The sequence below is a fragment of the Pedobacter africanus genome (assembly GCF_900176535.1).
Taxonomy (GTDB): Bacteria; Bacteroidota; Bacteroidia; order Sphingobacteriales; family Sphingobacteriaceae; genus Pedobacter; species Pedobacter africanus.
The window spans coordinates 1,357,995-1,384,959 of sequence record NZ_FWXT01000001.1; the positions used below are offsets into that span (position 1 = coordinate 1,357,995).

Here is a 26,965-nt window from a genome sequence, read left to right on the forward strand (position 1 = left end):
CGTGCGCACCGTCAAATTAGGAACACCAATATTTAATGGTTGGCAAACGCGTGCGTACAACGGGAGACTTTGCATATAGTTCAAAAGCCCATTTTTAACCTTTCATGACTGTTGTATTTTATTAGAGCCAAGGTGGCAGGTTAGTTTGGCGTATATGGGGAGTATGTTAGTGATGATGTTATTTTGTTCGGGCTATAAATCAAGGTGGTAATTTAACCGATCTCTGCTCCACTGTGTGATGAACCTATAAGCAACGTCTTGTACTGTATTCAAGCGGTCGAGTACATTTGTAATATGGTTAATTTCAATGGTGATTAGGCCATGTGCAATATCATTTCTGATCCCGTTATTATCATTAACCCAATTGACATCGCCATTAATAACTGGCCAGCTATTTGGATGTTGGCCCCATAGGGTAATAAAACAATTCCATATCTGATTTATAATTCCTTGAACAGTCCTTTCATCAGGAGTATGATAACCACTAGCTACCACACAAATCGAGTTCCAAAATGCAAGAAACTTGTCGAATGGGTCATCTGTGTACAAACCCTTTCTATACCAGTTGAGGGCTCTTAGTATCTTCGTTTCGTTTAAATTCAAATTCCTTGCTATACTAAAGCTATTGCGAAAATCGTCATCGGTCAGGATCGATCTTACTGTATTGCGTTCCAACGCAGGTTTTATATCAAGCATGTGTATGCTCAAAGCAGTATTGATCTTTATTGCGAGTACGTCAAGCATCTTGCCAATGAATAGCAATGCCACTTGATAGGCTCTATCCTTGTCAACAGTAAATACAGTGACCGAGATTGTGACGCCAGCAGCGTTTTTCTTTATTTCTACATCACTAGTAAAAACATTACCTAACTGAAGTTCTTTATCAGCCTGGAATCTAATCTGTCGTTGAATGGTTATTGCACCCGTAACGGTTAGCTCAACTTGATATGTTCTCATTCAATTGCAAATTTTATTTTTTTAGTGGTTAATAATGGATTGAATTTTAATGCTCGCAAACTTTCATAGTGATCCATAAAGAGCACACATGCTTCTTGACCATGATCTTTTGATGATGGGTAAACAATTCCGTCAATACTAATTTGACTTTTTTTATTGAATTCGTACCTGAAATATTCTGTGATAATTTGAGTTGGGACATATTCGGTATGTTCACGGCCATCTCTATCAATGGGTTTTGCAAAATCATCTAGAAACTCCTCTAAAAAAGACACTATGTAATAAAGGTCTCTATTATCCTTATCAAATGCACTCGACCGCGGTAACGAAGTTAAATCTATTACATTAAATTCTTTCTTAGTACTAAATTCTGCGATTGTATAGTATTTTTTTGTGCTGTCAGATCTATCTAAAGTCTCCATTGAAGCTGTTTTAATATTAAATCCTGCATAAAACATCGATATTCCCGAAGGACTCATTCGATTTGGATAAATAGCATATTGTTCCTCGGGTGCGCAAATGTGTTCAGCTTCTGTTACTTCGTTCTTAATTTTGTGCTGTCTACACCGAAACAGTTTAGTCCCGGCTGGAATCACCTTCATCATTTTCCGTCTCTTAATTTCTGCACCAAGCTCATTTAAAAATTGCTTAGCAGTAATATTTCTGCCGCCGAATTTAAAATTCTGTTTGACAGAAAACATAAATCTAGATTTGTGCTGTACCGTATTTTTGAAGCTCAACCAATTTTCGTAGCGATAGTCTTTTAAATTTCCATATTCTTTAGCCCATCCATTGGAAAGATCGAGACTATTGAATATATCGTCATTGAGTTGATTCTCCTTGATTCGTAATCCCATACCATCTAAAAGATCCCATGCGTCTGATACGTCACCCTGATAGCCGCCTTCTTTAGAATCATGGAACATGAAGTTTGCGGGATCTGTGTAAAAATATTCCAGAGAATCAGTTAAAAAATCAATCAATGCATCTAAAGTTATTACATTACGGTATTTCTCGCAATAGTCACATTTGCCTCTGTCTCCTGTCTTAATAATGAAACGCCTTATAGCATAGTCATCAATATGACTACTGCATACATTTTTTGCAGCCGCTTTAAATATTCCTTTTTCCATTCTCCGCATTTCTTCATTTTTTGCACCTCCCATATTAGTCCATAAATTTTGTGGTTACTCGCTAAAAAGCTCCCCTAAATTCGGAATAATATGTTGAGATACTTGCATCATGTAATCTGATGCTATGAATACCATTGACCCAAAAAGTAGGAAAGTAACAAACAAAATGGTAATTGCAAAACTTAAATAACATGGCCAAATGGTTAATAAAACAAAAGCGAAAATAATTTTTGGATTTTCGAACCGATGAGTCAAAGATTCTAAGTCTTCTACTTATTTATCGGAATAAGCGATTGGCTCGATCCTAATGGGTCCATACCCCCTACCGCTGACAGAATCGAAATCCTCAATTCGGCTTCTGGCGCAGCCATACATTCCTCCTGCTTTCTTTCCGTTCTTCGTAATGCGTTACCACACTACGGGCAAAAACTTTCATTTCGGGCCAGGTTTCGTAAATATCTTGCATGCATACTATATTAACCCTCCCCAGTACGGTATCACGCCCCGCATGGATATTAACCGACGAAACTTTCTGGGTTAAAAAGCTCCTGAAAGCCACAATCATGTAGACACAGCATTATTAATCAATTTTCTCCGGACATTCCTAAACTCACTCGGCGTCACCCCTTCCATCAGCGTAAAACTCCTGGTAAAGTGCGCGGGGTCACATACCCCAAGCTCATAGCAAATCTCCTTAGCCGTCATCGTAGTTTCCGAAAGCAGAAATACCGCCTCCTTATGAATGCGGTCTTGCAAAAGCTCGTATAACGTTTTCTTAAAATAGAACCTGGTAACCTTATTCAATCTTCTTATGGTTATACCCAATGCTCCGCAGTAAAATTGAAGATCATGCTTTTCCCTGAAATTGCCTTCTATCAATTCCTGAAGCCGGTTCATCATTTTCCAGTCCGGAGGGATATAATTTTCCATGGCTTCTTATCTATCTTTCAATTTACAGTATAACCTTTATTTACATAACAGAGTTCCTGCATTTCCGGCAGCCAGGCAATTTCTACCCTACCGCTCCGGTACAGGTACTCCAGTAGCAATTTTGCATTTGCTTCACTAATCTTCCATTCCTGGGCATAATCAACAGTAATAGGCCTGCCATGCAGCCCCTGGGCAATAAAATCAAGGTTATCGGTAAAGCTCTCAGGCAGTTTATTTTGTTCCATAAGTTCCTAATTTATACCATCATTTACTGGCGAAGCCTTTATAAAACACAGCTTTCCTTTTTCTTCAACCCACTTCAACAAAATGAGGCGTTCATCATGCAGCTGCTGCAAAATATCCAGGGCTTCTTTCTGCCTCATGCCCATCGCCTGCATAAACTCTTCTGTTGTAAAAGAATCCCTGCTGCGGATGAATGTCCAGGCACGGGTGCTGATGGTGTTTTTTCCTGTTTTCATAGTAGATAATCTATTTCATTCTTTAAAGAAGCCGAAGCAGCACGCTCTTAAACTGCTCCGGACTTCTTTTGAGAAGCGTTAACATCGTTTTGTTGATGCGGGAGTGATTAACTAACCTGCACCTCGCGATCAGCTTTTATGGATGATGGAGCATTTATCCACAGGATCTTTTATTCTTTCAAATAAACTGTAACTTGTCTTCCCCCATTGGAAATTGACTGACCATGAAGAGGTAAGGTTCCATGTGCTAATTGATAATTTGAAAGAATCTGTCTCGCTTCACTCGGTGTCATTTGAAAATTATCAAAACAAATTGCACAAAGAAAATCTCCATCATTACAAAAAACTCCTGGATTTGAAAGCATACTGCTCCAATTAATAGGGTCTAAGATTGAAATTGGGGTTGCAGGTTGAACACCTTGATACCTTAAACATTCAGTTGTAAGGACCGATTTATGATGCCCTTTGTTAGACAATGCTAGTACAGTAAGTGTTCCAACTAATAAAAACACAAAAACCAATAAGAATTTAATTCTTTTCATGTAATTTAATTATTTTAATTTGTTTTCATTCCGATGTTTCCATAGGCCATCGGTGTAACCTATCCACGCGCATGAATATTTTTATCTGGAAAAAGCACAATCATGATTCCAGCCAGTACTGCAAAACTTATTGTAAACCATAAATGTCCATTCCAAGACATGAAGGGTATTACTCCAGTACAAAAACAAGGTATATTGTTCGAAAAATGAATCATTACATAGAGGTAACTACCTAAAAATGACAGCAGAAAGAATACTCCATATAGACCAATTAGTCTTGTTCGATTAGAAAACAATAATCCTGCGAAAACCAGTTGAAACGTCATGAGTAGCCAAAACACTAGTTCGTGGTATTCTTTCACGAAAGGGAAAAACTCAAATCCAATTTTGGATTTTGCATAACTCCAAAGTTTAATGCCTGATGCATAAAGAAGAAGAGTAGCCAATAGTAAACTTGATATGAGTGTAATTCTATGTAAGTTCATATTATTCAACTAGGTAATTGATTATTTAACTGAAATGGAAAATCCCAACTCCTCGGGCGACAGACAGCGTTCATCAGTACAGGCCATAAATTCCACCCTCCCTTTTATTATAGGACGTGGCTTTTTCAGTTTAATACTCTGCTGAAACACTACTTCATTTTCAAAGTAAGATACCTGGATTCCAAAGGTTTCATTAAATTTGGAAATCGGCATAGGCTCCTTTGTAGGCCCATTTAATATAAAGTCTCGTGACGGTGAAAAACTAAATGTAGTTTTCAATGGACCACCTGGTTTCTGGTTTACGGAATAAATATGCCAGCCTTCCTCTATCGTTGCTTTTAAATAAATTACCGCTTCTGATCCTGATATTTTTTTAGCTGAATAACTCCATTTCGCAGGGCTATAAATTTGAGCCTTGCACAAATTGCAAAAAATAAGCAAACCAATAAACAATTCTAATATCCTCATACTTTCTACGGATTAAATTTGTTGCTCCAGCAGGTTTCAGGTTGACTTTCCCTAGATGGGGCCTTTTCCCCAGCTGAAGATGTTACGACTGGGGCCGATATTTTAGGATCAAGAGCATTCCTCAGCTTTTCCTTTAAGTTACTTAGGTGGAGTCTAGATGCTTTATCTGGATAATTAAGCAATGCTTTAGAAATTCTTTTTAATAGATCTTTTACTTCTTCCTTCATGATAATCTGATAATCCCCAGGACTTTTAACACTTACTGAATAAATCAAGCGCTCCGCATAGGCCTTTTGAAGATTCCGCCTATGAAAGCTAATAGGATCATTCCTAAATAACTCCTTCCAAATCCCTGCATTCAAATCTTCCAATAAATTGGAAAATGAATAAACTTTAGTTTTTGTGTAGTATTCAGGCCACACGGAGAGGTTTGCATAAGTTTGCACTGACAGTAATTTAGTCAATATTGGGATTTGCAACGTCACTGGTTGCAACTTTCCATCCATCCCAACTTTTAAATTAATATCTTTATTATATATCCAATCAGGCGTTTCAAATAACTCTCGGTTTAAAAAACTGACAGCCGACTTGGTCTTTTCTGGATTTGGAATCGCCACTACATTACCTTGATCATCCACAGTCTTCTCCGTCCACATATACAGCCCAATATTATTCGATACGTGTCCAATGTAACGCTGATACTGTGAAACAACCTCATTTCTCATCGCTTTCAGCTGAGTATAATCTCCATTGGGTTCCCTTGTCCAGTCTTGCAAATTTCTCATCGTTCTTTTCAAGTTTAATATTCCGTAATAACTTGCTTTCATTGCATCATCTCCAAGATCCTCTGATTGAGCTCTCGGGTCTTGTATTGCCCCACCCGTAAACGGCTGTTGTCCAAACCAAAATCGCTTATCCTTTTTTAATTGACTAGAAACCCATTGGCTCATGTATGACTTTTCAGTTTTGGGAGAAAGAAATGCTGGGAACCATCGATATCCCCACTCAATAGCCCATTCATCATAAATGCCAATTCGTGGGAAAATGCCTCTCTCACTAATGCTGTCTTTTGGTTGTGCGACATAGTTGAATCTTGCATAATCCATAATTGATGGCGTATGACCATTAGCCTCAACCCAGGCTTTGTCTCTCAATTTTTCAACAGGAATAGTAGATGAGGCTCCAAAATTATGCATCAAGCCCAAAGTATGACCTATCTCATGCGAGCTCACAAAACGAATCAATTGTCCCATCAACTGGTCGTCAAAATCCAATTTTTGTGCACGTTTGTCATTTATACCGGCCTGTATCATATACCAGGTCTTTAACACTTCCATAACATTATGGTACCAGTTTACGTGGCTTTCCAGAATTTCACCAGTTCTTGGGTCATGAATGTGCGGGCCGCTTGCATTAGCCATCGTAGACGGTTTATAAACAATGGCGCTATGTCGTGCATCATACAGGCTCCATTCCAAATTATCTTTTGGGGCTTCCAGCGCATAAATTGCATTTTTGAACCCGGCTTTTTCAAACGCCTTTTGCCAATCGTTAACCCCCTGAATTAAATATGGAACCCACTTTTTTGGTGTAGCGGGATCTATATAAAATACAATAGGCTTTTTTGGCTCAACCAATTCGCCTTTCAAATATTTCTCTATATCTTCTTTCTTTGGTTCTAAGCGCCAACGCGTGATCATTGGTCTCCATTTTACTTCTTGTCGTGCATCAAAATCCCGGTAACTTTCTGCAAAATAACCAACTCGAGCATCATAAGCTCGCGGTTCCATTGGGTCAGTTGGCAACAAAATGAATGAACTGTTCAATTCAAAACTTGCCGTACCACTTTCATTCTTGTTGAAGGTCTTTAAGGCCTGTACTTCAACATTCAGTGGAAATGAGTTGATTTTTGTTATATAAGACTTGTCTAACTGGATACTTCCAATCGTATAAGCCTTTTTAGCAGAAGGTGAAAAGGAAAAACCCAAATTATCCCCATTGATATAATCCGTTAGATCGATGACGACACCATTAGAATCCGGAGTATAGGCTTTGATATCGAAACTTGCAACAATAGGTTGCAGACTGGAATTCTTAAGGGTTCGGTACATTCCATTTTCAGTTGAGTCCTTAGATTGCTCTCTGTATGAAATTGACTTAATAAACAATTTATGATTGGGTCCTTTTTCAAAGCGCAAAATTTGACTACCAATTTCGTCACCGGAAAAGCCACTAAATCCATTGCCCGGACGAATATCTGCCGCTGCTTTGCTAATTCTATTTACCACCAGTAAATCCTTCTCAAGAATTGCCTTAGACAATTCAAAAAAATATTTGCCGTCAATGAAGTGAACAATAAATAATCCTGAATCGGTTTTCGCCTTACTTGTAATTATCTCATTAAGAGGTCTAGGGAAGCTCCCTTTTTTCGAAGGATCAGGTATTTTTTTTGTACTATCAGGAATTATCAGCTTAACATTTGTTTGTCTATTATTTGACTGTGCACCATATTTAGCGAGCCAGCAAGATGATAGAAACACTGAGCAAATAATCAAAACACTTATATATCTCATTTGAATTTAGATTATATGGATTTATCACTATTATCCGTAATCAAAATGAATTGAATTTCTCGTTTTGCTAACTGTATGTCGAGGTCATAAGGTTGAAGCGCCTTTCTTAAATCATCAATGGTTTTCAAGTCCTTGCTCTCAGGCAGGATCAAATCAATAGATTTGCTTTGCATAAAACCTGTTTCATTTAGCAACAGAGCGGCCTCCCCCTTTTTTGCATTTTGAATAAAATAAGAAGCAAGGACATGGCTATCCCTAATCACATCACCTAACAATCCTAAACCTGTCAAATCATATTTAACTAGTGACATGCCATTCTTATTGTATTTTACTATACTTCTGTTTTTTGCTTTTGATTCCAATTTGTCCTTTGTGGAAGTTCGAACTAAAACATAGCAGGGAACTATACGCTTTTCCATTTTAGCTTCTGTTCCGTACAGGAATCCAAAATATCTGTTAAGGTCCTGTTGCATGTAAACTTTCCAATGCTTTTCCGAGATGCCTCTTGGTACTATTTGCTCATAACAGAATCTATTTTTTACATATTCTGTTCCACTACTTATTTTCCTATGAAAAGTGTCTGAATACCTTGCAGTATCTTTTGGAATAATTAAATATGGCATTAATCCAGAAGATTGACGATTGTGGTAGTAAATAATTTCTGTTTTCAGACCTGTTAAAAGTTCAGCTCTGAATGCGTTCTCATAAAGATCTAAGATTGGATAATTAATATATGTATTTCTAATAGTACCGGATGCTTTATCTATTATATTCTCTGCTCTGGCTTTACCATCAGCTTGGTATTCATTATTAAAAGTAGTAATAATTGAACTGTACTTAACAGAGGTACTTTTAAAATCACCGAGTAGCTTAGAATAAGGATAATTTGGGTCAAATCTGGGAACAACAGAATTATCTTTGAGAATATAGATATCCTTACCATTCAGAAAATCACTGATATTCTTTGCAGTATTGTTGAGGGCAGAACCTCTCAAAGCAATTACTCCTTCTTTGTCTATCCAAATCTGATGCCCCAAACTGTTAGGCAAAAGGCTATTAAGTATTTCTATATTACCTGCATCATCTTTCATAATAGATGGAAGGTCAGGCAATTTTAACTCTGGATATTTCTTAATTACCCCTTCAATATTTTCAGTGGTGTTCACAAGAATGATCTGTATCTTATCTCCAAATTCTTTTTGTAATTTTTCCATTTTAGGAAAGCCTGCAATACAAGGCTCACACCAGGATGTCCAAAAATCAAGAATAACTAGTTTGCCCTTAAATTCTGAGAATCGGGTTTTCCCGGTTTTATTGTTGTATACCTTTCCCAAAGGCAGGTCTGGCATTTTATCGCCAAGTTGAAGGCCTTTACTTCGTCGGTCATGCCAATCAGGATCGTTGATTTTATTTGTCCATTCTTGGGCATAGCTAGTCAGACCTGCACAGAGCAGGTATAGTAAGAAAACTTTTTTTTTCATGTTTGTGTGTATTTAATATTTATTAGATCGTCTCAAATCACCTTGGATTTTGAGCAATTCCTGCACGATTTATCACATCATATGGAATTAGCATTTGCCAACGTGGATCATCAGGAGGTAAAGTATAAGTTGTTCCACCTATCACTCTTTTTAAAGTTATGTTGGCACCCTCTGAATTAAACCTTTGCAAATCGGACCATCGCAATCCTCTAAAAACTAACTCCTTTCTACGTTCTTCAAGAATTTTATTCAGAGCCTCGTTTACATTAGAAGCGGTGATTTCCGTATATGGGACATTTTTATTCCATCGTTTTTTCAACAGTACGTTCAAATCTGCTAATGCCAACTCTACATTTCCTTTTCTAGCATGACATTCAGCACGTATTAAATACATTTCAGATGTGGTAAGTCCATTGAAAATAGTGCTTTGCCCTCGATCTCCATTATAACTTCCTTGAAAAAAATAAGTTCCGCGATTGATTCCAGTATTCTCTTTAAAGAAAACGGTCTTTCTTAAATCATTGGCATCATAAGTTTTATATAAATTAGAGTCGACTCTGGCATTTCTTGATTGCAGAACTGTTGGGGTACCAGTAACATTATGAAATAAAACTTCAGAATTGAATATGGTAATCGGGGGGGATTTTAAAGGTATAAGATCATTGAAATCGATCAAAGTGCCTTTTTGCTGCAGACACAGGTTAGAATACATTCCGGCACTTTCATAGTCACGCATAACAAGATACACCCTTGCTAAAGCACCGTAAGCAGCAATCTTACTTGGTGTAGAAGGAAATGTAGTATTGCTTGGTAAAAGATCACTTGCGACTTTTAAATCAGAAATTATTTGCTCATAGGTTTGCGCAACATTGGCTCGAGATGATTTTGAGTTTATATCTGAAGTCATACGTAAAACAATTCCTGCATCTGTTGAAGAATTTATACCAAAGGGTTTACAATATAGCTGTGCAACTTCATAAAATGCAAAGGCACGATAAAATAGAGCTGAACCCTTTAGAATTTTAGATTGAGCCTCATCTCCTGCCTTTAGTTGCACATCAGGTAAATGGTCCAGTACAATATTTGAGTAATAGATAGGATTTTGATACACAGTATTCCAACTATTGTTATAAGGTACAGCCTCTTTAACCCAGTTATAATTTAGAGCAATATCAGGTGAACTGTTTAAGGTCGTCTGAAAAGTTGCATCTGTTATATAGTAATTATCAGACAACATCTCTAAAAGGCCAGGGCCACTAGTATTCATAATGGTATAACTGTCTAGCAATGCTTTGAGGTCGGCTATTGTATTTGGCACAAACTGACTTTGCTCCGATTTTTTTTGTAAGAATTTTTTACAAGAAATTTCGCAGCTACCAACAATAATTAAAATAGCTGTAAGGTATTTTATTTGAATTTTCATCTTCTTATAAATTAAAATTAAGACCAAATGTCCAGGTTTTTGGAATGGGGGCAGCACTAGGGTTAGTACCCCCACCCGAAAAATCCGGATCAAAAGTAGATTTGTCTGCTCTCCAAAGAATTACATTTAAATTATTTGGATAGAAATAAGCGGTAATAACCTTAAATGGTAAGCGTCCTCCTTTGTTATTCCATCGATATTGCAATCGAATATCTTGCAATCTGATGTTATCCCCACGAAGGACATGAATTTCAGAGTTTTCATAGAAATAAGAACGGTAAGTCTTGTCTGGATAGATTAACGAAGGAACATTTGTTATTAATTCATCTCCGGGCCTCTGCCATCTTTTATAATAATCAACAGTATATGAATTACTAAAAAACGAGCCATTATGTGTAAGCCGCAAAGCGGGCCTTCTAAAGTAATAATTAAATCGACCAGTGATATTAAGTGAAAATGAAAAATTTTTCCAGCTAAAAGAGTTACTTAAAAATCCTGAGAAAAGAGGAACTGAAGAACCGTGAAAAACTTGATGAGAAACTAAATCGGTAGATAATGCAATATAGTTTTTACTTACCTGCCCGTTAAGAATGCCTTGTGGGTCTCCTGTTTGCGCGTCTAATCCAGCCCATCTAAAGCTTGAAACCCCATTTAATATTTTACCTTCGGAGGGATTAATTCCATACGATAAAAAATCACCTATAGTTGAACCACTGACATATGATTTAGTAACTAAGGTCTTAACATAACTAACGCCAATTCCTGTATTCCATTGAAGAACACCACTTGTATTTTGAGAATTTAATTGGATGTCAAATCCTTTACCTTGTAAATTAGCTGAATTAATCGGATATGAATTTACCCCTGAACTCGGATCGAAAGGATAATAAGCTATCAAATCATATGAATTTTTCTGAAAAAAATCAACATTCCCAGTCAATCTGTTTTTAAAAGCACCGAAATCAATTGCTAAATTGATCTGTCTAACCTCCTCCCATTTCAGATCAGGGTTATTAGCAGCAGTTACTGTTGCTGTTGGCAAATTTGTAGGAGATCCCAGAGGAGGTTGGTATATTATAGTCAGTTTTCCGGACCCAGTGTTATTAACATTTCCAGAGTAACCAATAGTTCCACGAACTGCAAAATCAGAAAGCCAATTGATATTATAGAATTTTTCCTTTGAAAGATGCCATTTTCCTCCTAATGACCAAAGAGGCTTCCATTTATTGTTGGTATTTACCCCAAAAACATTTGCGCCATCTCTTCTAACACTCCCATATATAGTGTATCGTTCTTTTAATGTATATGAAGCATTGCCATAAAAAGATATAAAACGATTATAAGGTTGTTCGCGATACGAGCTTTTAGATTCAATGTTTATAGTTCCTCCCGGAAATTGGCCAAAAGTTTTAGGATAATAATTAAAATAGTCCATGTTGGATCGATAACTTCCATTCCTATTAGCATAGCCATACAGCCGGTTGCCACTTGCGAAGCCACTGCTTTCTGATAACTCATGCCCCAACAGTGCACTTATTCTATGGCCTCTGCCCCAGCTTTTATTAAAATTTACGATGAACTTGATGCCTTGCCCCTTGGAATCTGTATTTGATAGGTCCAAGATACCTTCCACTGGGATTGGATAACGCAACTCAGGCGAAACATTGGGATCAGGATTAAAGAAAGTGTTAACTAAATCTCGTGTGAGATAGCTTTCTGGACTATTATGATTTCGAGAAGAACTAAATTGACTTCGATAATTGTATTCCAGGTTTCCACTCAGCCAGGAAGTAAAATTATAAGATCCAATAAAATTCAAATTGATAGCTTTACCTGATACTCTTTTATCAGCAATACGAATTTCGTCAAGGGGGCGGTATCTCCAGTCTAACAATCCGGGATAATTTAAAGTATCTAAATAGGCAGTTCTAATTCCATAAGGAATTGCCAAGTTATTCCCTTTCTCATCAACTAATTTTATATATGGGGAAGTCGTTGAGGGTAAAGAAAAAGGAACTGATTGATCTAAGTTCTGATTGTAGTTGATTCCTGCCTGAATTGTCAAATTCTTAATAGGTTTGAAACCGATAAAAGAACTAACGGTAAACCTGTTATCTCCTTTATCGCCTTGTATATTGGACTGACGATAATTATATCCGGCTGAAAAAAGGTAATTAATGTTACTGCTTCCACCGTTAAAGCTCAAATAATGTTGTTGTCGTATGCCTTTCTGATAAACATGTTTATTTAATTCATCTCTAAGATCGATGTTTCGAAACTTATTGATTTCTGCATCGGCTTGTGTTTGTGTGAAACCTTCTTTACCCACTCTACTTAAAAATTCAACAACAGGAGACAGTACCGGCCAGGAAAAAGAATCATTTATACTATTGTTGTAGAATCCCCGATTAAACAAATCTGTTTCAATATCTATATAATCTGTACTGCTTACTCTTGGAATATAAAACAAATCAGGTTTGTCTTCAATTGTAATGTCTGATCGTAAGGATACCTCCATTTTTTTATTATACTTCCCTCTTTTTGTGGTTATTACGACAACCCCATTTCCAGCGCGTGCTCCCCATATTGATGAAGCTGCCGCGTCCTTTAGTACGGTTACATTTTCAATATCGTTTGGATTGATGCTATTGATATCAAATCTTGAATCCATCGGAAAATTATCTACGACAATTAAGGGCTCTTGTAATGATGTAATTGTACCAAAACCACCACCAAGACTACTGGCACCTCTGATTTGTATCGGGGAGATACCAGAAAATTCTCCTTTCTTATTAAACAACACCCCCGTCACCGTTCCATCCAATCTCTCCAATATCCCCATACCAGCACGTCTATGAAACGCAGCACTATCCAATTGACTATATGATCCAACAAATCTTTCCTTGCTAATCTTCTCGTACCCCGTATTAATTCCTACCTCTTCCAACTGCACCAGCCGCGCCTTCAAATTCAAATTAATATTTTTATCATCCTTCACTACATATTCAAAAGTTTCAATAGCTACTCCAGTAAACACCAGCACATCACCTTTCTTTACCTCTTTTAGCAAAAATTCTCCCTTCTCGTTGGTTCTGGTCCCCGCTTTAGCGCCCTTAACCATCACCGTAATCCCTTCCAGCGGCTCACCCCTTTCATTGCGCACAATACCACGAATATCAGCAATAAGATCTCTCCTATCGTTCGAGATGACATCGATAACTTTATCCAGAAAGGAAGGCGTTTTCTCCTTTACTACAACCGTTTTATTGTTGATTTCGTAGGTTAGTGGCTGTTGCTCAAAAATTTGCCCAAGCACTTCGTCCAGTTCTGCGGCTTTCACGTTAATGGTTACCGGTGCCGCTTTTTGAAGCAGTACATCGGTATACACAAAATTGTAGCCGCTCTGCTTCCTGACGTCTTGTAAAATGGTTTTAAGCTGTACCCTGCTTTTTTGCAAAGTAATTTTCTGTGCAAGGCTGCTGGCGCTAACCTGCATTAATGTAGCTATCAATATGGCGGTGGTTAGGCGCATAATTAGCATTATTTTATGGTATAGCCGTTTAGGCCTACCAAATGGTGATATAATATCGTACATTTACACTATAAGTTTGGTTTCAGCAGTTTGCCCTCGTCGTCGAAAACATGGCATTCTGCAAGCTTTAGTTGATTTTTTAATTGGCTAAGCCAAACGTCAACCAGGTCTTTCCAAAGGTCTGGTTGTTTTTTTATCTTATTTTATCTCTTCGCCAAGCGTTTTAACTTATCCCTTTTTTAAATTCATACCCTGTTAATTAATCATTTTATAGGTTTGATGAATGTTATTTACTTACATATACTTTACGGTCTTCTACTTTAAAATGCACCCTGCCTGTTGATTCCAACACACTCAGCACTTTTGATATTTTATCAAAACGTGACACCACGCCCCCAAATTTATCTGCAGGTTTATCACCCTGGTAAATTACCGTTACGTTGTACCAGCGCTCTACCATTTTCATTACTTCTTCTATAGGCTGGTTTTCGAACATAAATTCGTTGTTTTTCCAGGCTATGGCTTCATTTACATCTACCTGCTTTACGGTTACCCGCCTATCCAATGATATTTCAGACTGCTGGCCCGGCTTTAACATCAATTTCCCCTCAATTCTAACCGATCCTTCCAGCAGTGTTGTCTTTATAACCTCAGCATTATAAGCACTGATGTTAAAATGAGTACCCAGCACCTCTACCCGCTGGCCTTTGCTCTGTACTATAAAACGCTGCCTGGCCCTGGTGCCTTTTATGGTTGTGTAAGCGGGTGCTACTTCAAAATAAGCCTCCCCTGTAAGTTTTACAATTCTTTGGAGTTTATTCCTGTAATTTGATAAAAACTCCAATTTACTATCAGCGTTTAACCAAACTTTTGTACCATCCTGCAAAATTATGGAGTAAGTTCCGCCTTTTGGAGTGGTAAGGGTTTTAAATTCCCCCTCTCTGGCTTCGCCATCTCTCCCCATAGGTGAGAGAGAACCCACCGCACTGCCATCGGTGTATTTGATATCATCGCCCACAACTACCCCGGTTTTAGCACCGCTTAAGTTTATGGACTTTCCATTGCTGGTTAAAGTAGCGCGGTTGCCACCGGGTGCGATGTCATTAGCATAACTTAAGAGATCTCTCCTGTCGTCGAGATGACGGGCGGTGTTATTGGCAGTATAAAACCAAACGCCAAAAGTAATTGCTGCTACCGCAGCCGCTGCGCCAATAATGCGCGGCCAGAGTTGAATTGTTTTTTTGGCTGGTGTATTCTCTGCTGCAAGTTCATTAAGCAGCTTGTTCAGCATGCGTTTTTTAATGGCTTCCGGCGTTGCAGCATCATTTGGCAATACCAGCAAATTATCCAGCTGGCTGGCTTCCCAATGTGCCAGGTATTGCTGCTCTGCCTCGGTTAGCTGCTTGTTTTTCCACTTGTAAGCAAGCTCCTGTAAATATGCCCTATCAAAGTTATCCATTATTATTTTGCCCTGTTTCCTATATAGACGGCAAAAAAAGCAGCTACCCTATGTTGGTGTTAAAATATTTTTAAGAAAATGTTTTGTTGGGGTTAATTCAGCCTTTTATTGTCCTATCAGCCATAGTGCAATTGGCCCCGCCAGGGCCAGGTTGCTTCTTATGCCTTTAAAGGCCCTGGAAAGGTGGGCTTCTACAGCTTTTTCAGAAACGTTCAGTTCTGCGGCAATCTGTTTGTTGCTTAGCCCCTGCTCCCTGCTCATTTGGTATACCACCCGGCATTTATCGGGCAATTGCTGTACAGATTGTGCTATCATATCCATTAATTCCTGTTCCAGCAGGTGCGCATCGGCCAGGTCGGCATCTGCAATATCAGCATCTACACCGGCCAGGTCTTGCGTGGCCTGCCTTTGCTTACGGTATTGCCCAGCCATTACATCGTAACTGCGGTAGCGGATGGCCGCAGCCAGGTAGGTGCTTAAACTATATTTAAGCTCCAGCTTTCGCCTTAGCCGCCACAACTTTAAGAAAACATCATGCACACATTCTTCGGCCTCTTCCAGGTTTTCGAGCCGGTTTAACGCCACTGCCAGCAGCTTGTCCCAAAACCGGTTATAGATTTCGGTAAAAGCATGCTGGTTGTCTGTTTTGATGAGCTCAACCAGTTCAGAATCAGTATATGTGCTGTAAGCAGCCATTGGTGTTACCCCCCTTATATAAAATTAACTATTTTTTAGTAAAACTAGATAAGTTGAAGTTAAAAACCACACATCTAAAGTTGACAATCAGTTGGTTTAGTTCAAAAACTGCGTCTAACCATTAAAAAACAAGATATTTTATACAAAATAAATTTAGCGCACAGTAGTGTGCGGAAAGAAGGAAAGCCCAATTAGCACGTTATCAATAAATTTTACTTTTTTTACCAACGTATAGGTCAACTTGCTGTAGTTTGTTCTCATTTGAACTAAACCCAATTACAATGACAACAACAACCAGCCGCTATATCGACCCCTTAACAGACTATGGTTTTAAACGCCTGTTTGGCAGTGAGCCAGACAAAGACATCATGATTGATTTTTTAAACGCCCTGTTTGAGGGCGAAAAAGTCATAGCCGACATTAGCTACAGCCCTACGGAATACAGTGGCGAAGATGCAAAAGAGAAAAAGGTGCTTTTTGATTTAACTTGTACCGGTGCCGATGGCGAGAAATTTATAATCGAAATGCAGCGTGCCGATCAGGAGTTTTTTAGGGACAGGTGTGTATTTTACATGTCCCGGCTTATCAGTGGACAGCTGCCAAAAGGCACATCTAACTGGGATGTTCCGCTTAAAGAAGTTTACCTGATCGGCATTATGGAGTTCCAGTTTAATAACATTAACAGCAATTACCTGCACAACATTGCATTGATGAACAAAGAAACCGGTAAGGTTTTTTACAAAGGAATGGGCTATAAGTTCTTAGAATTGCCTAATTTTGATAAAAAGAAACACGAACTGGTAACACATCTGGACAAATGGTTTTACCTTTTAAAGAACCTGAGCCGTCTGGATAAGATCCCTGATTTTCTGGACAAAAGAGTGTTCCAGAAAGTATTTAAAATTGCGGAAATGAGTAAGATGACTAAAGAAGAACGTGAATTGTACCACTCAGATGTGAAAGCAAAATCTGACTGGAATGCCGGTATTCGTTACGCAGAGAAAAAGGCAGAGGAAAAGGGCAGACTTCAAGAGAAATTGGAAATGGCCCGTAAAATGCTTGCTGATGGTGAGCCAATAGCGAAGATTGTTAAATATACTGAGCTTTCTGCCGAAGAAATAAAAAAGCTATAAAACTTACAGCCCTGGAAATTCCAGGGTTTTTACCTGGCTGCATTGGCACAAAGCACAGAAAAAAGATCAAGGGCGGTTAACCCCGCCCTATAACCTTCTTACCGAATTATTTTTTAAAAACTTCGGCCAGTTTCTTTTCCAGGTTCAGGCCCCTTAAATCGTAGGCAATGATCTCCCCTTCGGGGTTGATCAGCAAACTTGAAGGGATTCCCTGTATCTTATAAATTTTTGCTGCTTCATTTTCAAAACCCTTAAGCGCACTGATCTGCGTCCAGGGCATGGCATCCTCTTCAACTGCCTTTAACCAGGCTTCTTTTTTATCATCAAACGATACGCCCAATACCTCCAGGCCAGCACCTTTGTACAACTTATAGGCCTTCAGTACATTGGGGTTCTCTGCCCGGCAGGGGCCGCACCAGGAAGCCCAGAAGTCAACAAACACATATTTTCCGCGGTAGTCATTTAAGCTTACCGCCTTGCCATCGGCAGTATGCTGTACAAAATTTACGGCCTTTACATTGGCTTTCTTTTTTTCCAGCACTTCGGTTAAGCTATATTTAACAGATTCGGCCAGCGTTTTTGTTTTCAGGGCCGGCGCAAGCTGGCCATAAGCCTCTTTTACCAGTAGCGCGTCCCGCTGCAGCTTTGCATCTTCTATTCTTCTAGACCTTTTGTCGGCACCAGAAAACACACTGTTCAGGGCTACCAGGGCATAAAACTTTGCCGGGTTTCTTTTGGCAAACAACACACATTGTTTGGAATAGGCGGCTTCGGCTGCATAAAGCCCGTTTAACACCTGCACATCTTTAGAAAGTTTCCATGCGGTATTCAAACTGTCCATTTGTTGTTTTTCCGTTTTTACAAAGGTTTCGAACAACCTTCTTTCCAATTCAAGTTTTGAAGGTGCTATCACTGCATTGGCCAGCAAATCAGCTGAACTGATCCGGTTGGCGCCATTGTCTACATACATGACCAGCTTGTCCATATGGTCCAGCGTTTCATCAATAGCATAAGAGCTGTTCATCAGGGCCGAAAGGCTTTTGCCCTCAGGGCTCAGCACCATTTCTACACTTAAAGGCTGTTTCAGCTGGATTCCCCTGTAGCTAAAGTTACCGTCTTTCAGTGTAACGGTATCCTTTACCATTTTTTGTTTTTCATACAGGTAATAACTGATATATATTTTGGCCGGCGCATTAAGCCTGCCTATTTTGCCCGATAGGGTAAACACCTGCTGGGCAAAGCCCAGTACAGGTAAAAATAAGGCAAAAGCAAGGCCTGCCCACGTCATTTTTGTGGTTTTCATCATCGTATAAATTAAGGTTAAGGTTATTTTTTGTTCAAAGGCATGCCCGCGTTAAAACTCTGTACCATTAAGGGGATCTGGAAAGTATAACCCGCACTGCCCGGGCTTAAACTGGTTAACACTGCAGTGCCGCTTTTATCCATCCGCGCAACAGCAGGCATCCGGCCTTCTTTATCCAGCCGTTTCATGTCTATCCAGCGTACCCCTTTAAAGGCCAGTTCCCGCCTGCGTTCATCAAGCACGGCCCTTATGGCCGCTTCGGTATTTACCGCTGTAAGCGCAACATATTTATCGGTTGCAAAACGCTTTTTACGGATCACGTTGTTTACAATATCCAGCGCATCGTTAATACGCCCGGCACGCGCCAGGCATTCGGCCTTGTTTAAGTAAATTTCTGCATAGGTAATGCCCCTGTTGGGGTTATACAGCTGCTGGCTGCCATAGTTATAGCTGCCATCGGTCCGCCTGCTGGCCAGCAGCCTTATCCTTAAATCGTTGTTCAGGTCAAATTTGCTCAGCAATTCATCCGAATACCGGAACGATGTATTGTTGCAGTACCTTACAAAAAGCTCTTCCGGGCTGCTATTGGTAGCCGGCAGCTGTGCACCTGCATACTGGCCATAGTCCAGTATAGCTGCTTTGCCGTTGCCCAATGCCAGATCTGCATATTTTAAGGCATTTTCGTAATCCATCATACTCATATACAAGCGGCTCAGCAGCCCATAAGCCACATACCTGGTAACCCGTGTATTGTTTACGTTGCTTTCCGGAAGCTCCGGAACTGCGGTAAGCAGATCTGCCAGTAACCGATCATACTGGGCCTGTAAAACCGGCCTTTCCGGTACTGCATCGCTCACATCTGTACTGGTTACATAAGGCACGCCAAAATCGGCCCCGGCAGTGGTTTTGCCATAAGCAGGCGCAAAAAATGAAATCAGGTGCTGGTAATTGTAAACCTTGGCTACCACAGCTTCGGCATACAATTGCCTGCGCTGCTGCTCCGTGCCATCGGTAGCATTCAGCACCCCTTCTGTTACCACATTTAAATTGGCAATCTGCCGGTAAACATCGGCCCACAAATCGGGCCTCACGCTGGTGTTGTTAATGTACTCGTACCAGAAGTAGGCATTGCCTTTGGGCGATGACTGGCTTTGCAGGCTAAAGGAAGGGTCGCTCAGGTCATCCGTTGGGTAAATGATCAGGTTATTGAGCCCAAATGGGTTTACAACAGCAGTAGCATTCAGCAAACCTTCAAAATCGCTCAGGGTTTCGGCAATAATTACCCCTTTGGGCTTTACGTCCAGAAATTTTTTACAGGAGGTGGCCAGCAGTAAAGGAATGGCCAGCAGAATGATATATTTTAAAAGTTTCATGTCTGTTTGGTGTTAAAAGTTGGTGGATAATGAAAAGGTAAATGCCGGAACCACGGGTAAGCCCCTGCTACCCGAAATATAACTCAGGGTTTCAGGATCGATATCGTTTCCGCTGAACACATATTTGGCCGGATTTTGCACCTGTAAGATCAGCCGGGTTTGCTGCAGCCCCATTCTCCGGCTGATTTCGTTTTTAAGGTTATAGGTCAGCGTAACGTTTCTGAGTGCCAGGTAATCCATTTTTCTTACAAACTGGCTGGCCTTATCGTATCCGGTCCGCGTATTGATGTATCCCGGCGTACCAAAGGCGCCGCCAAAACCAGGGATGTTCGTATGGGCTTCATCGCCCGGCTGCCTCCAGAAATCCTGGATCCCGTTCAAAGGCCGGTCACTAAAAATAGAAGGCGGGGCAATCAGTGCTACATGGCCCCCGTAATACATCAGCAGCGCTGATAAGCTAAAGCTGCCCAGGCTAAACTGGTTGTTAAAGCCCAATGCATATTTAGGGTCGTTAACCCCCGCAAACTTTAATGCACTTAAAGGCACATCTACCTGCGGGCTAAAACTCAGGATAACCAGATTGCCCTGCTCATCGCGCACCATGGGCTGCCCATCGGCATTTAAGCCTGCATAATCCAGTACCAGCACCGAATTCATCGGATGGCCTTCAATGTTCTCTGCCCCACCGGCCCTGGTGAAATTAAAGAACCCGCGGTAGGTGTTCCGCACTTTTAGCACCCTGCTGCTGTTAAATGAACCGGTTAACTGGGTTTTCCATGAAAACTTGCCTTGTTTGATATTTACACTCGACAGGTTTAAATCAACTCCCCGGTTTTCAATTGATGCATTATTGGTAAGCAGGTTCGAATAGCCCCTGGTAGGGTCTGATTCAATATCTGAAAAAATATCTGTTCCCCTTTTGATGTAATAATCTACCGCGCCGGACAGCCGCCCGCCCAGCACTGAAAAATCTATCCCAGCGTTTAAGTTAAGTGTCTTTTCCCAGCGCAGGGCCTTATTTTTTGGCGCAAGGATGCTGTAACCGATTAAAGGGTTTTGAGGGTAGTTGTTTACCGCAGCCGACAGGATATTAAAAGGCCCACTGCCCTTTTTGATATTGCCGTTGTAACCGGCAGCAAGCCTCAGCTTCAGCTCATCAATCCAGCCCGCAGCCTTCATAAAATCCTCGTTCCGCAGGTTCCAGGAAAGCCCTGCAGACCATAATGGCGTGTAGCGGAATTTAGGGTCGGTACCAAAAAGGTTAGACTGGTCTATCCTGAGGCTGCCCGTAACACTATAGCGCTGCTTATAGGTATAGGCCCCGTTGGCATAATAAGAAAAGAACCGGTCATCGCTAAAGGTCTCGTTAAAAAATTCCTCAAAGCGGGTTTGATCAAATGCAAAGCCGCTTAGCCCGGAAACAATTTCGTTCATATAATCCGGAAAGTAATTGCCATTGCCCAGCAGGCCCAGATCGGCAGGTTTAACGGTAAGGGTATTGTTGTTGTAACCAAACACAGTGGCCAGCCTGTTGGCACCGGTATATTTTCTTTGTTCTATACCCCCAAGCAAGCTAAGGTCGTGCATGCCGGCCAGCAACTTATTGTAGTTTAGCTGGGCACGCAAGGTGTAAGCCGTAACATCGTTATCGTAATTCTTTTTTACACCACCCTGCGGCATGCTAAATACCGGTTTTCCGGTAAGCGGGTCTTTTTTCGCAAAATAATTGAGCATCAGGCGGGTCTGGTAAGCCTTTTCGGATGCCAGGTCTGTAATTTTCTGCTCTTCCTTTTCATACACCCCGCCCAGTTCCAGGTTCAGGCCCTCTATAAGTTTAAACTTCAGGTTTCCCTGTATACGGTAAGCACTGGATTTTGTTGTGTTACCCGATTCGAACAATTCCTGGTAAGGGTAATACATTTCGTCGTAAAGCCCCAGGGCCATGTTTTCCTGGTTACGCGCTGCACTAATGGTTCCGTAGCTTTGCCCAAAACCATAATAGGCCTCGTTAAAAGGTGCAAAATAGGTGGCCAGCGCCTTGCCATCGGCATCTAAAAACCGCTGGTAAGGTTTTAGCTGAAAATAGTCGGGTATAACCGACTGTTTTGCGGTAGATACCGCATACACGGTCTGCACATCCAGGTTCAGCCGCTTAGAGAACTCAAAAGTTCCCCGGTAATTGATACTGGTTTTATCGAAACCCGAAAAACGGGAAAGCCCTTTATTGTCCTGGCGGTTGATGCCCAAAAAATAGGTAGCGCTGGCCCCGCCCCCGCTTACATTCAGGTCATAGCTTTGAAAAAGCTGGTTTTGAAGAAACAGCTTTTTGTAGTCAGCGGTATTGTCGTAAGCCGCCAGCTCATTGTATAATTTATCGGCTTCCTGCTGGATAATTTTACCATTGTATAAATCGTCGGTAATGCTGTACACAGGGGTATAGGTGCCATTAAGCATGTCAATAAAATCTTTAGACATGCCATTGGCCTCAAAATCGTTTCTGGCTACAGCACTTTCAAAATCAATAAAATCCCGGCCTTTTAACAGGTTCAGCTTATTGTAATCGGGCCGGGGCTTATAGGTAAATGCCGTAGTAAAATTAACTGCGGCACGGCCTAAAACGCCTTTCCGGGTATTGATGACCACCACACCATTTGAAGCCCTGACACCATAAATTGCTGCCGAAGCCGCATCTTTTAGTACCGTTACCGATTCGATATCGTAAGGGTTAATGGCTTCAATATCAATCTCTGTAGGGTAGCCGTTTAATACTATGAGCGGTTTTTTGATGGCCTGGAAGGTAGAAATACCCCTGATGGTGAAAGGGCTGGTGTTGTTAGGGTCGGCCCAGGCATTGCGCGATTGGTTAACATTAAGCATAAGCCCGGCCAAACGCCCTTCCAGGTTATCGGTAATGTTGCCCGCAGCAGGTACGCTTTGCTGGTAGGTACTTCGGTCTATGGTAGCGTATGCGCCGGTTAACTGCGATTTTTTCAGGGTCTGGTAACCGGTAGAGATGATAGATACCTGCTCCAGGCTTTGTTCGGCAGGCTTTAAATTAATGGTTAGGTAAGCCGCCCCTGCCGCAACTTCCTGCTCCTGATAGCCCAGGTAAGTAACAACAAGTACCGCGTTTTCGGGCACATCGTTTAATGCAAACTCGCCCTTATGGTTGGAAAGCACTACTTTGCCTGTGCCTTTTACTTTTATGGTGGCCCCGGGCAGGGCTTTCCCTTCTTCATCTTTAACTACTCCTTTTACCTCCAATAGCCTTAAAAAGTTCATTACACGCTCCATAAGCGTCTTTTCCTTTTGCTGTATTACAATGGTATTGTCTTGTATGGTATAGCTCAGGCCGCTTCCTTCCAGGCATTTGCCAATTACCTGTTCCAGCGGTGTGTCTTTAAATTCGGCATGTATGGGCGCTGTTTTTTTCAGCACATCACGTTCCCAGAAAATATGGTATCCCGTTTGCCTGCGGATTTCCTTAAAAACCTGGTTAAGTGTGGCATTTTTTTGAGATAAAGTAATTTTCTGCGCAAAACTTGTTGCACTAACCTGCATTACAGTAAGGAACAATAAAAAGGTAGTTATTCGCATAGCCAGCAGAATTTTGGGCATGCAGCCTGGCATCCCCTTAAAGGTTCTGATAAAATTTATATACATTTGATTGGTTTGTGGTTTAATTGATAATCCTCGAAAGTTTATGAATGATAGCCCAGGCCATTTACAGCATCAGATAGCCGTCTGGTGCTGTTTTTTTGGATGTATGGGCCCATTTGTTTTTTTATGGATCTTTGATGTAGCAGTTTCTCATGTTCGTTTGTTTAGGTTAATATGGATATACAGTAATTAGCTTGTCGGTAAGGTCAAACCTGGCCGCCTTTGTCAGTTCTATTTTTTGCAATGCTTTTGAAATGTTTGAAAAACGCGAAAAACTGCCGTTAAACACTTTGTGTTTCAGCTCTGTATTACTAAAACGCACACTTACGTTATACCAGCGGGCAATTTTTAGCATAATCTGTTCCAGGCTTTCGTCTTCAAACATAAAAAGCCCCGCTTTCCAGGCAATGGCCTGGCTGGGGTCTACAGTTGTTACGGTTATAGGCTGGTTAGTAGTAACAAGGGATTGCTGGTTGGGTTTGAGGGTAACAGATCCCTCATTTCCCCGGGATGACAAGTTATGAGATACGCTTACGCTACCTTCGAGCAGGGTAGTTTTAATGGCTTCGCCATTGTACGCACTCACGTTAAAATGTGTACCTAATACTTCTACCTGCTGCCCGTTGCTTTCAACAATAAAAGGAACCCGTTCCGATCCAGGGCCGTTCCTGGTCGTAGAGAACACGCTGGCTACCTCAAAATAGGCCTCTCCTGCCAACTTCACAATTCTTTGGCTTTTGTTTTTGTAATCGGATAAAAACTCCAGCTTACTGTCAGCATTCAACCAAACTTTAGTACCATCCTGTAGGGTAATTTGGTAGGTGCCGCCCCGCGGGATACTTACAGTGAGTAGCTGTGCGGCATCTCGGTCATATGGGAGGGACCTCTTGTTTGTGCTATTCAAGAGATCTCTCGCTTCGCTCGAGATGACGGCAGTGCTATCGTTGTATTTAATTTGGGCAGCATCAAAGACTACCCCGCTTTTGGCAGCGCTCAATTGCAGGGTTTCTCCGTTGGCCAAGGTAAGCCTGGCGGTATTTTTTCCCGGGGCCAGGTCATTTTTAGCTGTAATCTGCATGGCACTGTATTGCGCCCCCCGGTTCACATAGAAATACAATGCTGCCGTTAAACAAAATAACACCGCAGCTGCAGCGGCAATACGGTACCATAACCTGGCTGCCCGGGCAGGGGTACTGGTTTCGGCTGCTTTGATGCGTTCATCAATCCTTCGCTTTAATTTCTGTTCCAGTTCATCCAGGCCAAAGCCAGCTAAGCGGTCCAGCACCGCAGGTGCAGGCGAAAACAATTCGTAGTAACCCTCAAGTATCGCTATCTCATCTGCTGATGCGGTACCATCAAGATATTTATCTTTAAGTTCAAGAAATTCTTTTTTTGCCGGGTTCAACATAAAGCAAGCTGTCTTTTATATACAGTATATCTTTTTGCCGCACACTCCTATGGCAATTGAAAATATTTTTTTCAATGTTGTTTCATGGCCATTAAAATAGCAGAAACCGTTACAATTTTGCCCAATGCTGCGCGAAGGCTTGATGTAGCGGTAAGCAACTGGTTTTGCACGGTTTTTTGAGAGATGCCCAGTATTTCGCTGATCTCGCGTGTGCTCAGCTCCTGCATAAAGCGCATCCTGAATATTACGCTGCGTTTTTCGGGCTGCAAGGTAAGCCAGGCCTCAATAGCTGCTTTCAGCTCTTTTTCCTGAAAAAGAGAATCGGCCTGCAATGTTTCTTCTGCCATATGTTCCAGCGGCTCCTCAAAAACAGGCATGGCCTTGCCTTTTTTATACAGCATAAACACCTGGTACCGTACTGCAGTAAGCAGGTAAGGAAAAAGATGCAGGATTTCCTTTTGTTTGCGTTTTAGCCAAAGGTCTGCAAAAACATCCTGGATCACCTCTTCGCAAAGTTCCGCATTTCGCAGGCGCTTGTAAGCTTCATTGTATAATTTTTTCCAGTAGCGTTTATAAGTTTCGTCAAATGCCGCTACATCGCCTGTACAAATCAGATCAGCAAGTACTGTATCGGCATGTGAAACATAAGAAACCATGGCATTTTCCCTTTACACAAAGATACCGATAAATCAGCAATGTTGGAAGCTATCGGTATTAATGCGCTGTATTGGCGGCCAGCTGTACAGCATCTTGCTGCAGGTACTCATTTAACAAAGTCATGCAATACCATTCCTGCCGGGGCAAATGAAAGGGGCCTTTAAATAAATTGCCTTTTGCACTTTGCGCCAGGCTTCCGTCTTTGTGCAGATAGCCAAACCACTCACCGTTTACAGTATCATGAAAATGCTGATAAGCATAATCATGCACCATTTTATGCCATTTTGCATACTTTTCATCGCCCGTTAGGGTATAAGCCAGCAAGGTAGCAATGATCACCTCATTGTGCGGCCACCAGAATTTCATGTCCTGCCAGTATTCCTGCACCGGTTTGTTGTATACGTCTCGAAAGTAAAGGATTCCGCCGTGCTGCTCGTCCCAACCGCGGTCCCACATGTAATCGAGCATCTTACAGCCCAGCTTAATTAACCTGGGGTCATTGTTCCTGTATTTTGCTTCATGAAGGATAAACCAGGCCCCTTCAATGGCATGTCCGGGGTTTAGCGTACGGCCATCGATGTGGTCAATGATGCTGCCATCAGGAGCCACCTGTTCCATTACACACCTGATGTCATCTTTTACAAAATCTGTTTCTATTTCATTGATCCACCTATCAATCCATTCGTCGCAACGCGGGTCACCTATGGTTTCCCTGAGTTGCTGGGCAGTATTGATCATGATCATCGGTACACCAATACCCTTTGCAGGCCGTGTATCCATAAACTTTGATGGCAGCAATGCGGGGTTGGTAGCATATTCAATGCATTTGCCGAAGAGGTAGCGGGCCTGCCCGGCAGCCTCCTGGTCTCCGCTGGCCCTGGCATAAGCGGCATTGGCTATTACGGCAAAAGTTTCTGAAAAATAATAGCGGCGCTTACGGATCGGCTGCCCGTTTCGGGTTACGTGGAAAAACATACGCCCGTCAGTATCAAAGCAATGCCGGTTCAAAAAATCTATGCCCGATTTTGCCCCTTCCAGCCATTCCTGTTTTTTCTCTACAGTATTGTATAGCGTAGCCAGCAGCCAGGCTGCACGCCCTTGTATCCACACGGCCTTGTCATCATCTATCAGGCTCCCGTCCTGGTCGCGCATCAGTAAATAACCGCCAAATTCTGTATCTACAGACCTTGGGAACCAAAAAGGCACCGTATCATTCAACAACTGGTCCTGGTAAAACTTTTGCAGTTCCTTTAAGTTCTTTATGTCTTTCATC

21 protein-coding genes are annotated in these 26,965 nt (G+C 41.2%); 1 reads left to right on the forward strand and 20 read right to left on the reverse strand.

All coding sequences use genetic code 11. The features are described 5' to 3' along the window. Window positions 1-192: 192 nt before the first annotated feature. The 14 genes from B9A91_RS05695 to B9A91_RS05760 all read right to left on the reverse strand — a co-directional run bounded on the left by B9A91_RS05695 (window position 193) and on the right by B9A91_RS05760 (window position 16,158). A complete protein-coding gene (locus tag B9A91_RS05695) occupies window positions 193-957 on the reverse strand; it encodes a methylamine utilization protein MauJ (RefSeq protein ID WP_084237420.1) in 765 nt (254 codons plus the stop codon). Further along, window positions 954-2,123: a HEPN-associated N-terminal domain-containing protein gene (locus B9A91_RS05700; RefSeq protein ID WP_084237421.1), complete on the reverse strand. Its 1,170-nt coding sequence runs from the start codon at window positions 2,121-2,123 to the stop codon at window positions 954-956. Before B9A91_RS05700 ends, B9A91_RS05695 begins: the two co-directional genes overlap by 4 nt. 528 nt (window positions 2,124-2,651) lie before the next feature. Next, window positions 2,652-3,020: a helix-turn-helix domain-containing protein gene (locus B9A91_RS05710; RefSeq protein WP_084237423.1), complete on the reverse strand. Its 369-nt coding sequence runs from the start codon at window positions 3,018-3,020 to the stop codon at window positions 2,652-2,654. Between the two features lie 17 nt (window positions 3,021-3,037). Next, on the reverse strand, window positions 3,038-3,265 hold the full coding sequence (locus tag B9A91_RS05715) for a hypothetical protein (RefSeq protein ID WP_084237424.1): 228 nt from the start codon (window positions 3,263-3,265) through the stop codon (window positions 3,038-3,040). Between the two features lie 6 nt (window positions 3,266-3,271). Beyond that, complete coding sequence (locus tag B9A91_RS05720; RefSeq protein WP_084237425.1) at window positions 3,272-3,499, reverse strand: hypothetical protein; 228 nt, start codon at window positions 3,497-3,499, stop codon at window positions 3,272-3,274. 170 nt (window positions 3,500-3,669) lie between these two features. Then, window positions 3,670-4,041, reverse strand: coding sequence for a hypothetical protein (locus B9A91_RS23950; protein WP_144008868.1), 372 nt, complete (start codon window positions 4,039-4,041; stop codon window positions 3,670-3,672). 59 nt (window positions 4,042-4,100) lie between these two features. Beyond that, window positions 4,101-4,526, reverse strand: coding sequence for a MauE/DoxX family redox-associated membrane protein (locus tag B9A91_RS24580; protein ID WP_084237426.1), 426 nt, complete (start codon window positions 4,524-4,526; stop codon window positions 4,101-4,103). 21 nt (window positions 4,527-4,547) lie between these two features. Further along, window positions 4,548-4,994 (reverse strand): protein-disulfide reductase DsbD domain-containing protein, encoded by a 447-nt coding sequence (locus B9A91_RS05730; RefSeq protein WP_084237427.1) that lies wholly within the window; start codon window positions 4,992-4,994, stop codon window positions 4,548-4,550. Window positions 4,995-4,999: 5 nt separating this feature from the next. After that, on the reverse strand, window positions 5,000-7,567 hold the full coding sequence (locus B9A91_RS05735) for a zinc-dependent metalloprotease (RefSeq protein WP_084237428.1): 2,568 nt from the start codon (window positions 7,565-7,567) through the stop codon (window positions 5,000-5,002). Window positions 7,568-7,578: 11 nt separating this feature from the next. Continuing rightward, window positions 7,579-9,048: a TlpA family protein disulfide reductase gene (locus B9A91_RS05740; RefSeq protein WP_084237429.1), complete on the reverse strand. Its 1,470-nt coding sequence runs from the start codon at window positions 9,046-9,048 to the stop codon at window positions 7,579-7,581. A 37-nt stretch (window positions 9,049-9,085) separates the two neighbouring features. Next, window positions 9,086-10,471 (reverse strand): RagB/SusD family nutrient uptake outer membrane protein, encoded by a 1,386-nt coding sequence (locus tag B9A91_RS05745; protein ID WP_084237430.1) that lies wholly within the window; start codon window positions 10,469-10,471, stop codon window positions 9,086-9,088. 4 nt (window positions 10,472-10,475) lie between these two features. Beyond that, a complete protein-coding gene (locus tag B9A91_RS05750; protein ID WP_159451648.1) occupies window positions 10,476-14,003 on the reverse strand; it encodes a SusC/RagA family TonB-linked outer membrane protein in 3,528 nt (1,175 codons plus the stop codon). Between the two features lie 286 nt (window positions 14,004-14,289). Further along, window positions 14,290-15,462 carry a FecR family protein gene (locus B9A91_RS05755; protein WP_084237432.1) on the reverse strand — a complete coding sequence of 391 codons (1,173 nt, stop codon included), beginning with the start codon at window positions 15,460-15,462 and terminating at the stop codon, window positions 14,290-14,292. 105 nt (window positions 15,463-15,567) lie between these two features. After that, entirely contained in the window at window positions 15,568-16,158 is a 591-nt protein-coding gene (locus B9A91_RS05760; RefSeq protein ID WP_084237433.1) for an RNA polymerase sigma factor, read from the reverse strand. Between the two features lie 281 nt (window positions 16,159-16,439). On the opposite strand from B9A91_RS05760, the gene B9A91_RS05765 reads away from it, so the two are divergent. Continuing rightward, a complete protein-coding gene (locus tag B9A91_RS05765; RefSeq protein WP_084237434.1) occupies window positions 16,440-17,291 on the forward strand; it encodes an Rpn family recombination-promoting nuclease/putative transposase in 852 nt (283 codons plus the stop codon). Window positions 17,292-17,397: 106 nt separating this feature from the next. Here the strand turns inward: B9A91_RS05765 and B9A91_RS05770 are convergent, their stop codons facing one another. From B9A91_RS05770 to B9A91_RS05795, 6 genes are all read right to left on the reverse strand, one after another. Beyond that, window positions 17,398-18,597: a TlpA disulfide reductase family protein gene (locus tag B9A91_RS05770; protein ID WP_084237435.1), complete on the reverse strand. Its 1,200-nt coding sequence runs from the start codon at window positions 18,595-18,597 to the stop codon at window positions 17,398-17,400. Between the two features lie 20 nt (window positions 18,598-18,617). Next, on the reverse strand, window positions 18,618-19,967 hold the full coding sequence (locus B9A91_RS05775; RefSeq protein WP_084237436.1) for a RagB/SusD family nutrient uptake outer membrane protein: 1,350 nt from the start codon (window positions 19,965-19,967) through the stop codon (window positions 18,618-18,620). A gap of 12 nt (window positions 19,968-19,979) precedes the next feature. After that, a complete protein-coding gene (locus B9A91_RS05780) occupies window positions 19,980-23,630 on the reverse strand; it encodes a SusC/RagA family TonB-linked outer membrane protein (RefSeq protein ID WP_084237437.1) in 3,651 nt (1,216 codons plus the stop codon). Window positions 23,631-23,796: 166 nt separating this feature from the next. Further along, entirely contained in the window at window positions 23,797-25,035 is a 1,239-nt protein-coding gene (locus tag B9A91_RS05785; protein ID WP_084237438.1) for a FecR family protein, read from the reverse strand. Between the two features lie 71 nt (window positions 25,036-25,106). Continuing rightward, window positions 25,107-25,691, reverse strand: a complete 585-nt coding sequence (locus tag B9A91_RS05790) for an RNA polymerase sigma factor (RefSeq protein ID WP_084237439.1) — start codon at window positions 25,689-25,691, stop codon at window positions 25,107-25,109. A gap of 58 nt (window positions 25,692-25,749) precedes the next feature. Next, entirely contained in the window at window positions 25,750-26,964 is a 1,215-nt protein-coding gene (locus B9A91_RS05795; RefSeq protein WP_084239595.1) for an AGE family epimerase/isomerase, read from the reverse strand. Between the last annotated feature and the right edge of the window lies 1 nt (window position 26,965).

What these genes read in the sequence shown, in the direction of transcription:
- B9A91_RS05695 (WP_084237420.1), bottom strand. Translation starts at nt 957, where the DNA reads ATGAGAACATATCAAGTTGAGCTAACCGTTACGGGTGCAATAACCATT.
- B9A91_RS05700 (WP_084237421.1), bottom strand. Translation starts at nt 2,123, where the DNA reads ATGGGAGGTGCAAAAAATGAAGAAATGCGGAGAATGGAAAAAGGAATA.
- B9A91_RS05710 (WP_084237423.1), bottom strand. Translation starts at nt 3,020, where the DNA reads ATGGAAAATTATATCCCTCCGGACTGGAAAATGATGAACCGGCTTCAG.
- B9A91_RS05715 (WP_084237424.1), bottom strand. Translation starts at nt 3,265, where the DNA reads ATGGAACAAAATAAACTGCCTGAGAGCTTTACCGATAACCTTGATTTT.
- B9A91_RS05720 (WP_084237425.1), bottom strand. Translation starts at nt 3,499, where the DNA reads ATGAAAACAGGAAAAAACACCATCAGCACCCGTGCCTGGACATTCATC.
- B9A91_RS23950 (WP_144008868.1), bottom strand. Translation starts at nt 4,041, where the DNA reads ATGAAAAGAATTAAATTCTTATTGGTTTTTGTGTTTTTATTAGTTGGA.
- B9A91_RS24580 (WP_084237426.1), bottom strand. Translation starts at nt 4,526, where the DNA reads ATGAACTTACATAGAATTACACTCATATCAAGTTTACTATTGGCTACT.
- B9A91_RS05730 (WP_084237427.1), bottom strand. Translation starts at nt 4,994, where the DNA reads ATGAGGATATTAGAATTGTTTATTGGTTTGCTTATTTTTTGCAATTTG.
- B9A91_RS05735 (WP_084237428.1), bottom strand. Translation starts at nt 7,567, where the DNA reads ATGAGATATATAAGTGTTTTGATTATTTGCTCAGTGTTTCTATCATCT.
- B9A91_RS05740 (WP_084237429.1), bottom strand. Translation starts at nt 9,048, where the DNA reads ATGAAAAAAAAAGTTTTCTTACTATACCTGCTCTGTGCAGGTCTGACT.
- B9A91_RS05745 (WP_084237430.1), bottom strand. Translation starts at nt 10,471, where the DNA reads ATGAAAATTCAAATAAAATACCTTACAGCTATTTTAATTATTGTTGGT.
- B9A91_RS05750 (WP_159451648.1), bottom strand. Translation starts at nt 14,003, where the DNA reads ATGCGCCTAACCACCGCCATATTGATAGCTACATTAATGCAGGTTAGC.
- B9A91_RS05755 (WP_084237432.1), bottom strand. Translation starts at nt 15,462, where the DNA reads ATGGATAACTTTGATAGGGCATATTTACAGGAGCTTGCTTACAAGTGG.
- B9A91_RS05760 (WP_084237433.1), bottom strand. Translation starts at nt 16,158, where the DNA reads ATGGCTGCTTACAGCACATATACTGATTCTGAACTGGTTGAGCTCATC.
- B9A91_RS05765 (WP_084237434.1), top strand. Translation starts at nt 16,440, where the DNA reads ATGACAACAACAACCAGCCGCTATATCGACCCCTTAACAGACTATGGT.
- B9A91_RS05770 (WP_084237435.1), bottom strand. Translation starts at nt 18,597, where the DNA reads ATGATGAAAACCACAAAAATGACGTGGGCAGGCCTTGCTTTTGCCTTA.
- B9A91_RS05775 (WP_084237436.1), bottom strand. Translation starts at nt 19,967, where the DNA reads ATGAAACTTTTAAAATATATCATTCTGCTGGCCATTCCTTTACTGCTG.
- B9A91_RS05780 (WP_084237437.1), bottom strand. Translation starts at nt 23,630, where the DNA reads ATGTATATAAATTTTATCAGAACCTTTAAGGGGATGCCAGGCTGCATG.
- B9A91_RS05785 (WP_084237438.1), bottom strand. Translation starts at nt 25,035, where the DNA reads ATGTTGAACCCGGCAAAAAAAGAATTTCTTGAACTTAAAGATAAATAT.
- B9A91_RS05790 (WP_084237439.1), bottom strand. Translation starts at nt 25,691, where the DNA reads ATGGTTTCTTATGTTTCACATGCCGATACAGTACTTGCTGATCTGATT.
- B9A91_RS05795 (WP_084239595.1), bottom strand. Translation starts at nt 26,964, where the DNA reads ATGAAAGACATAAAGAACTTAAAGGAACTGCAAAAGTTTTACCAGGAC.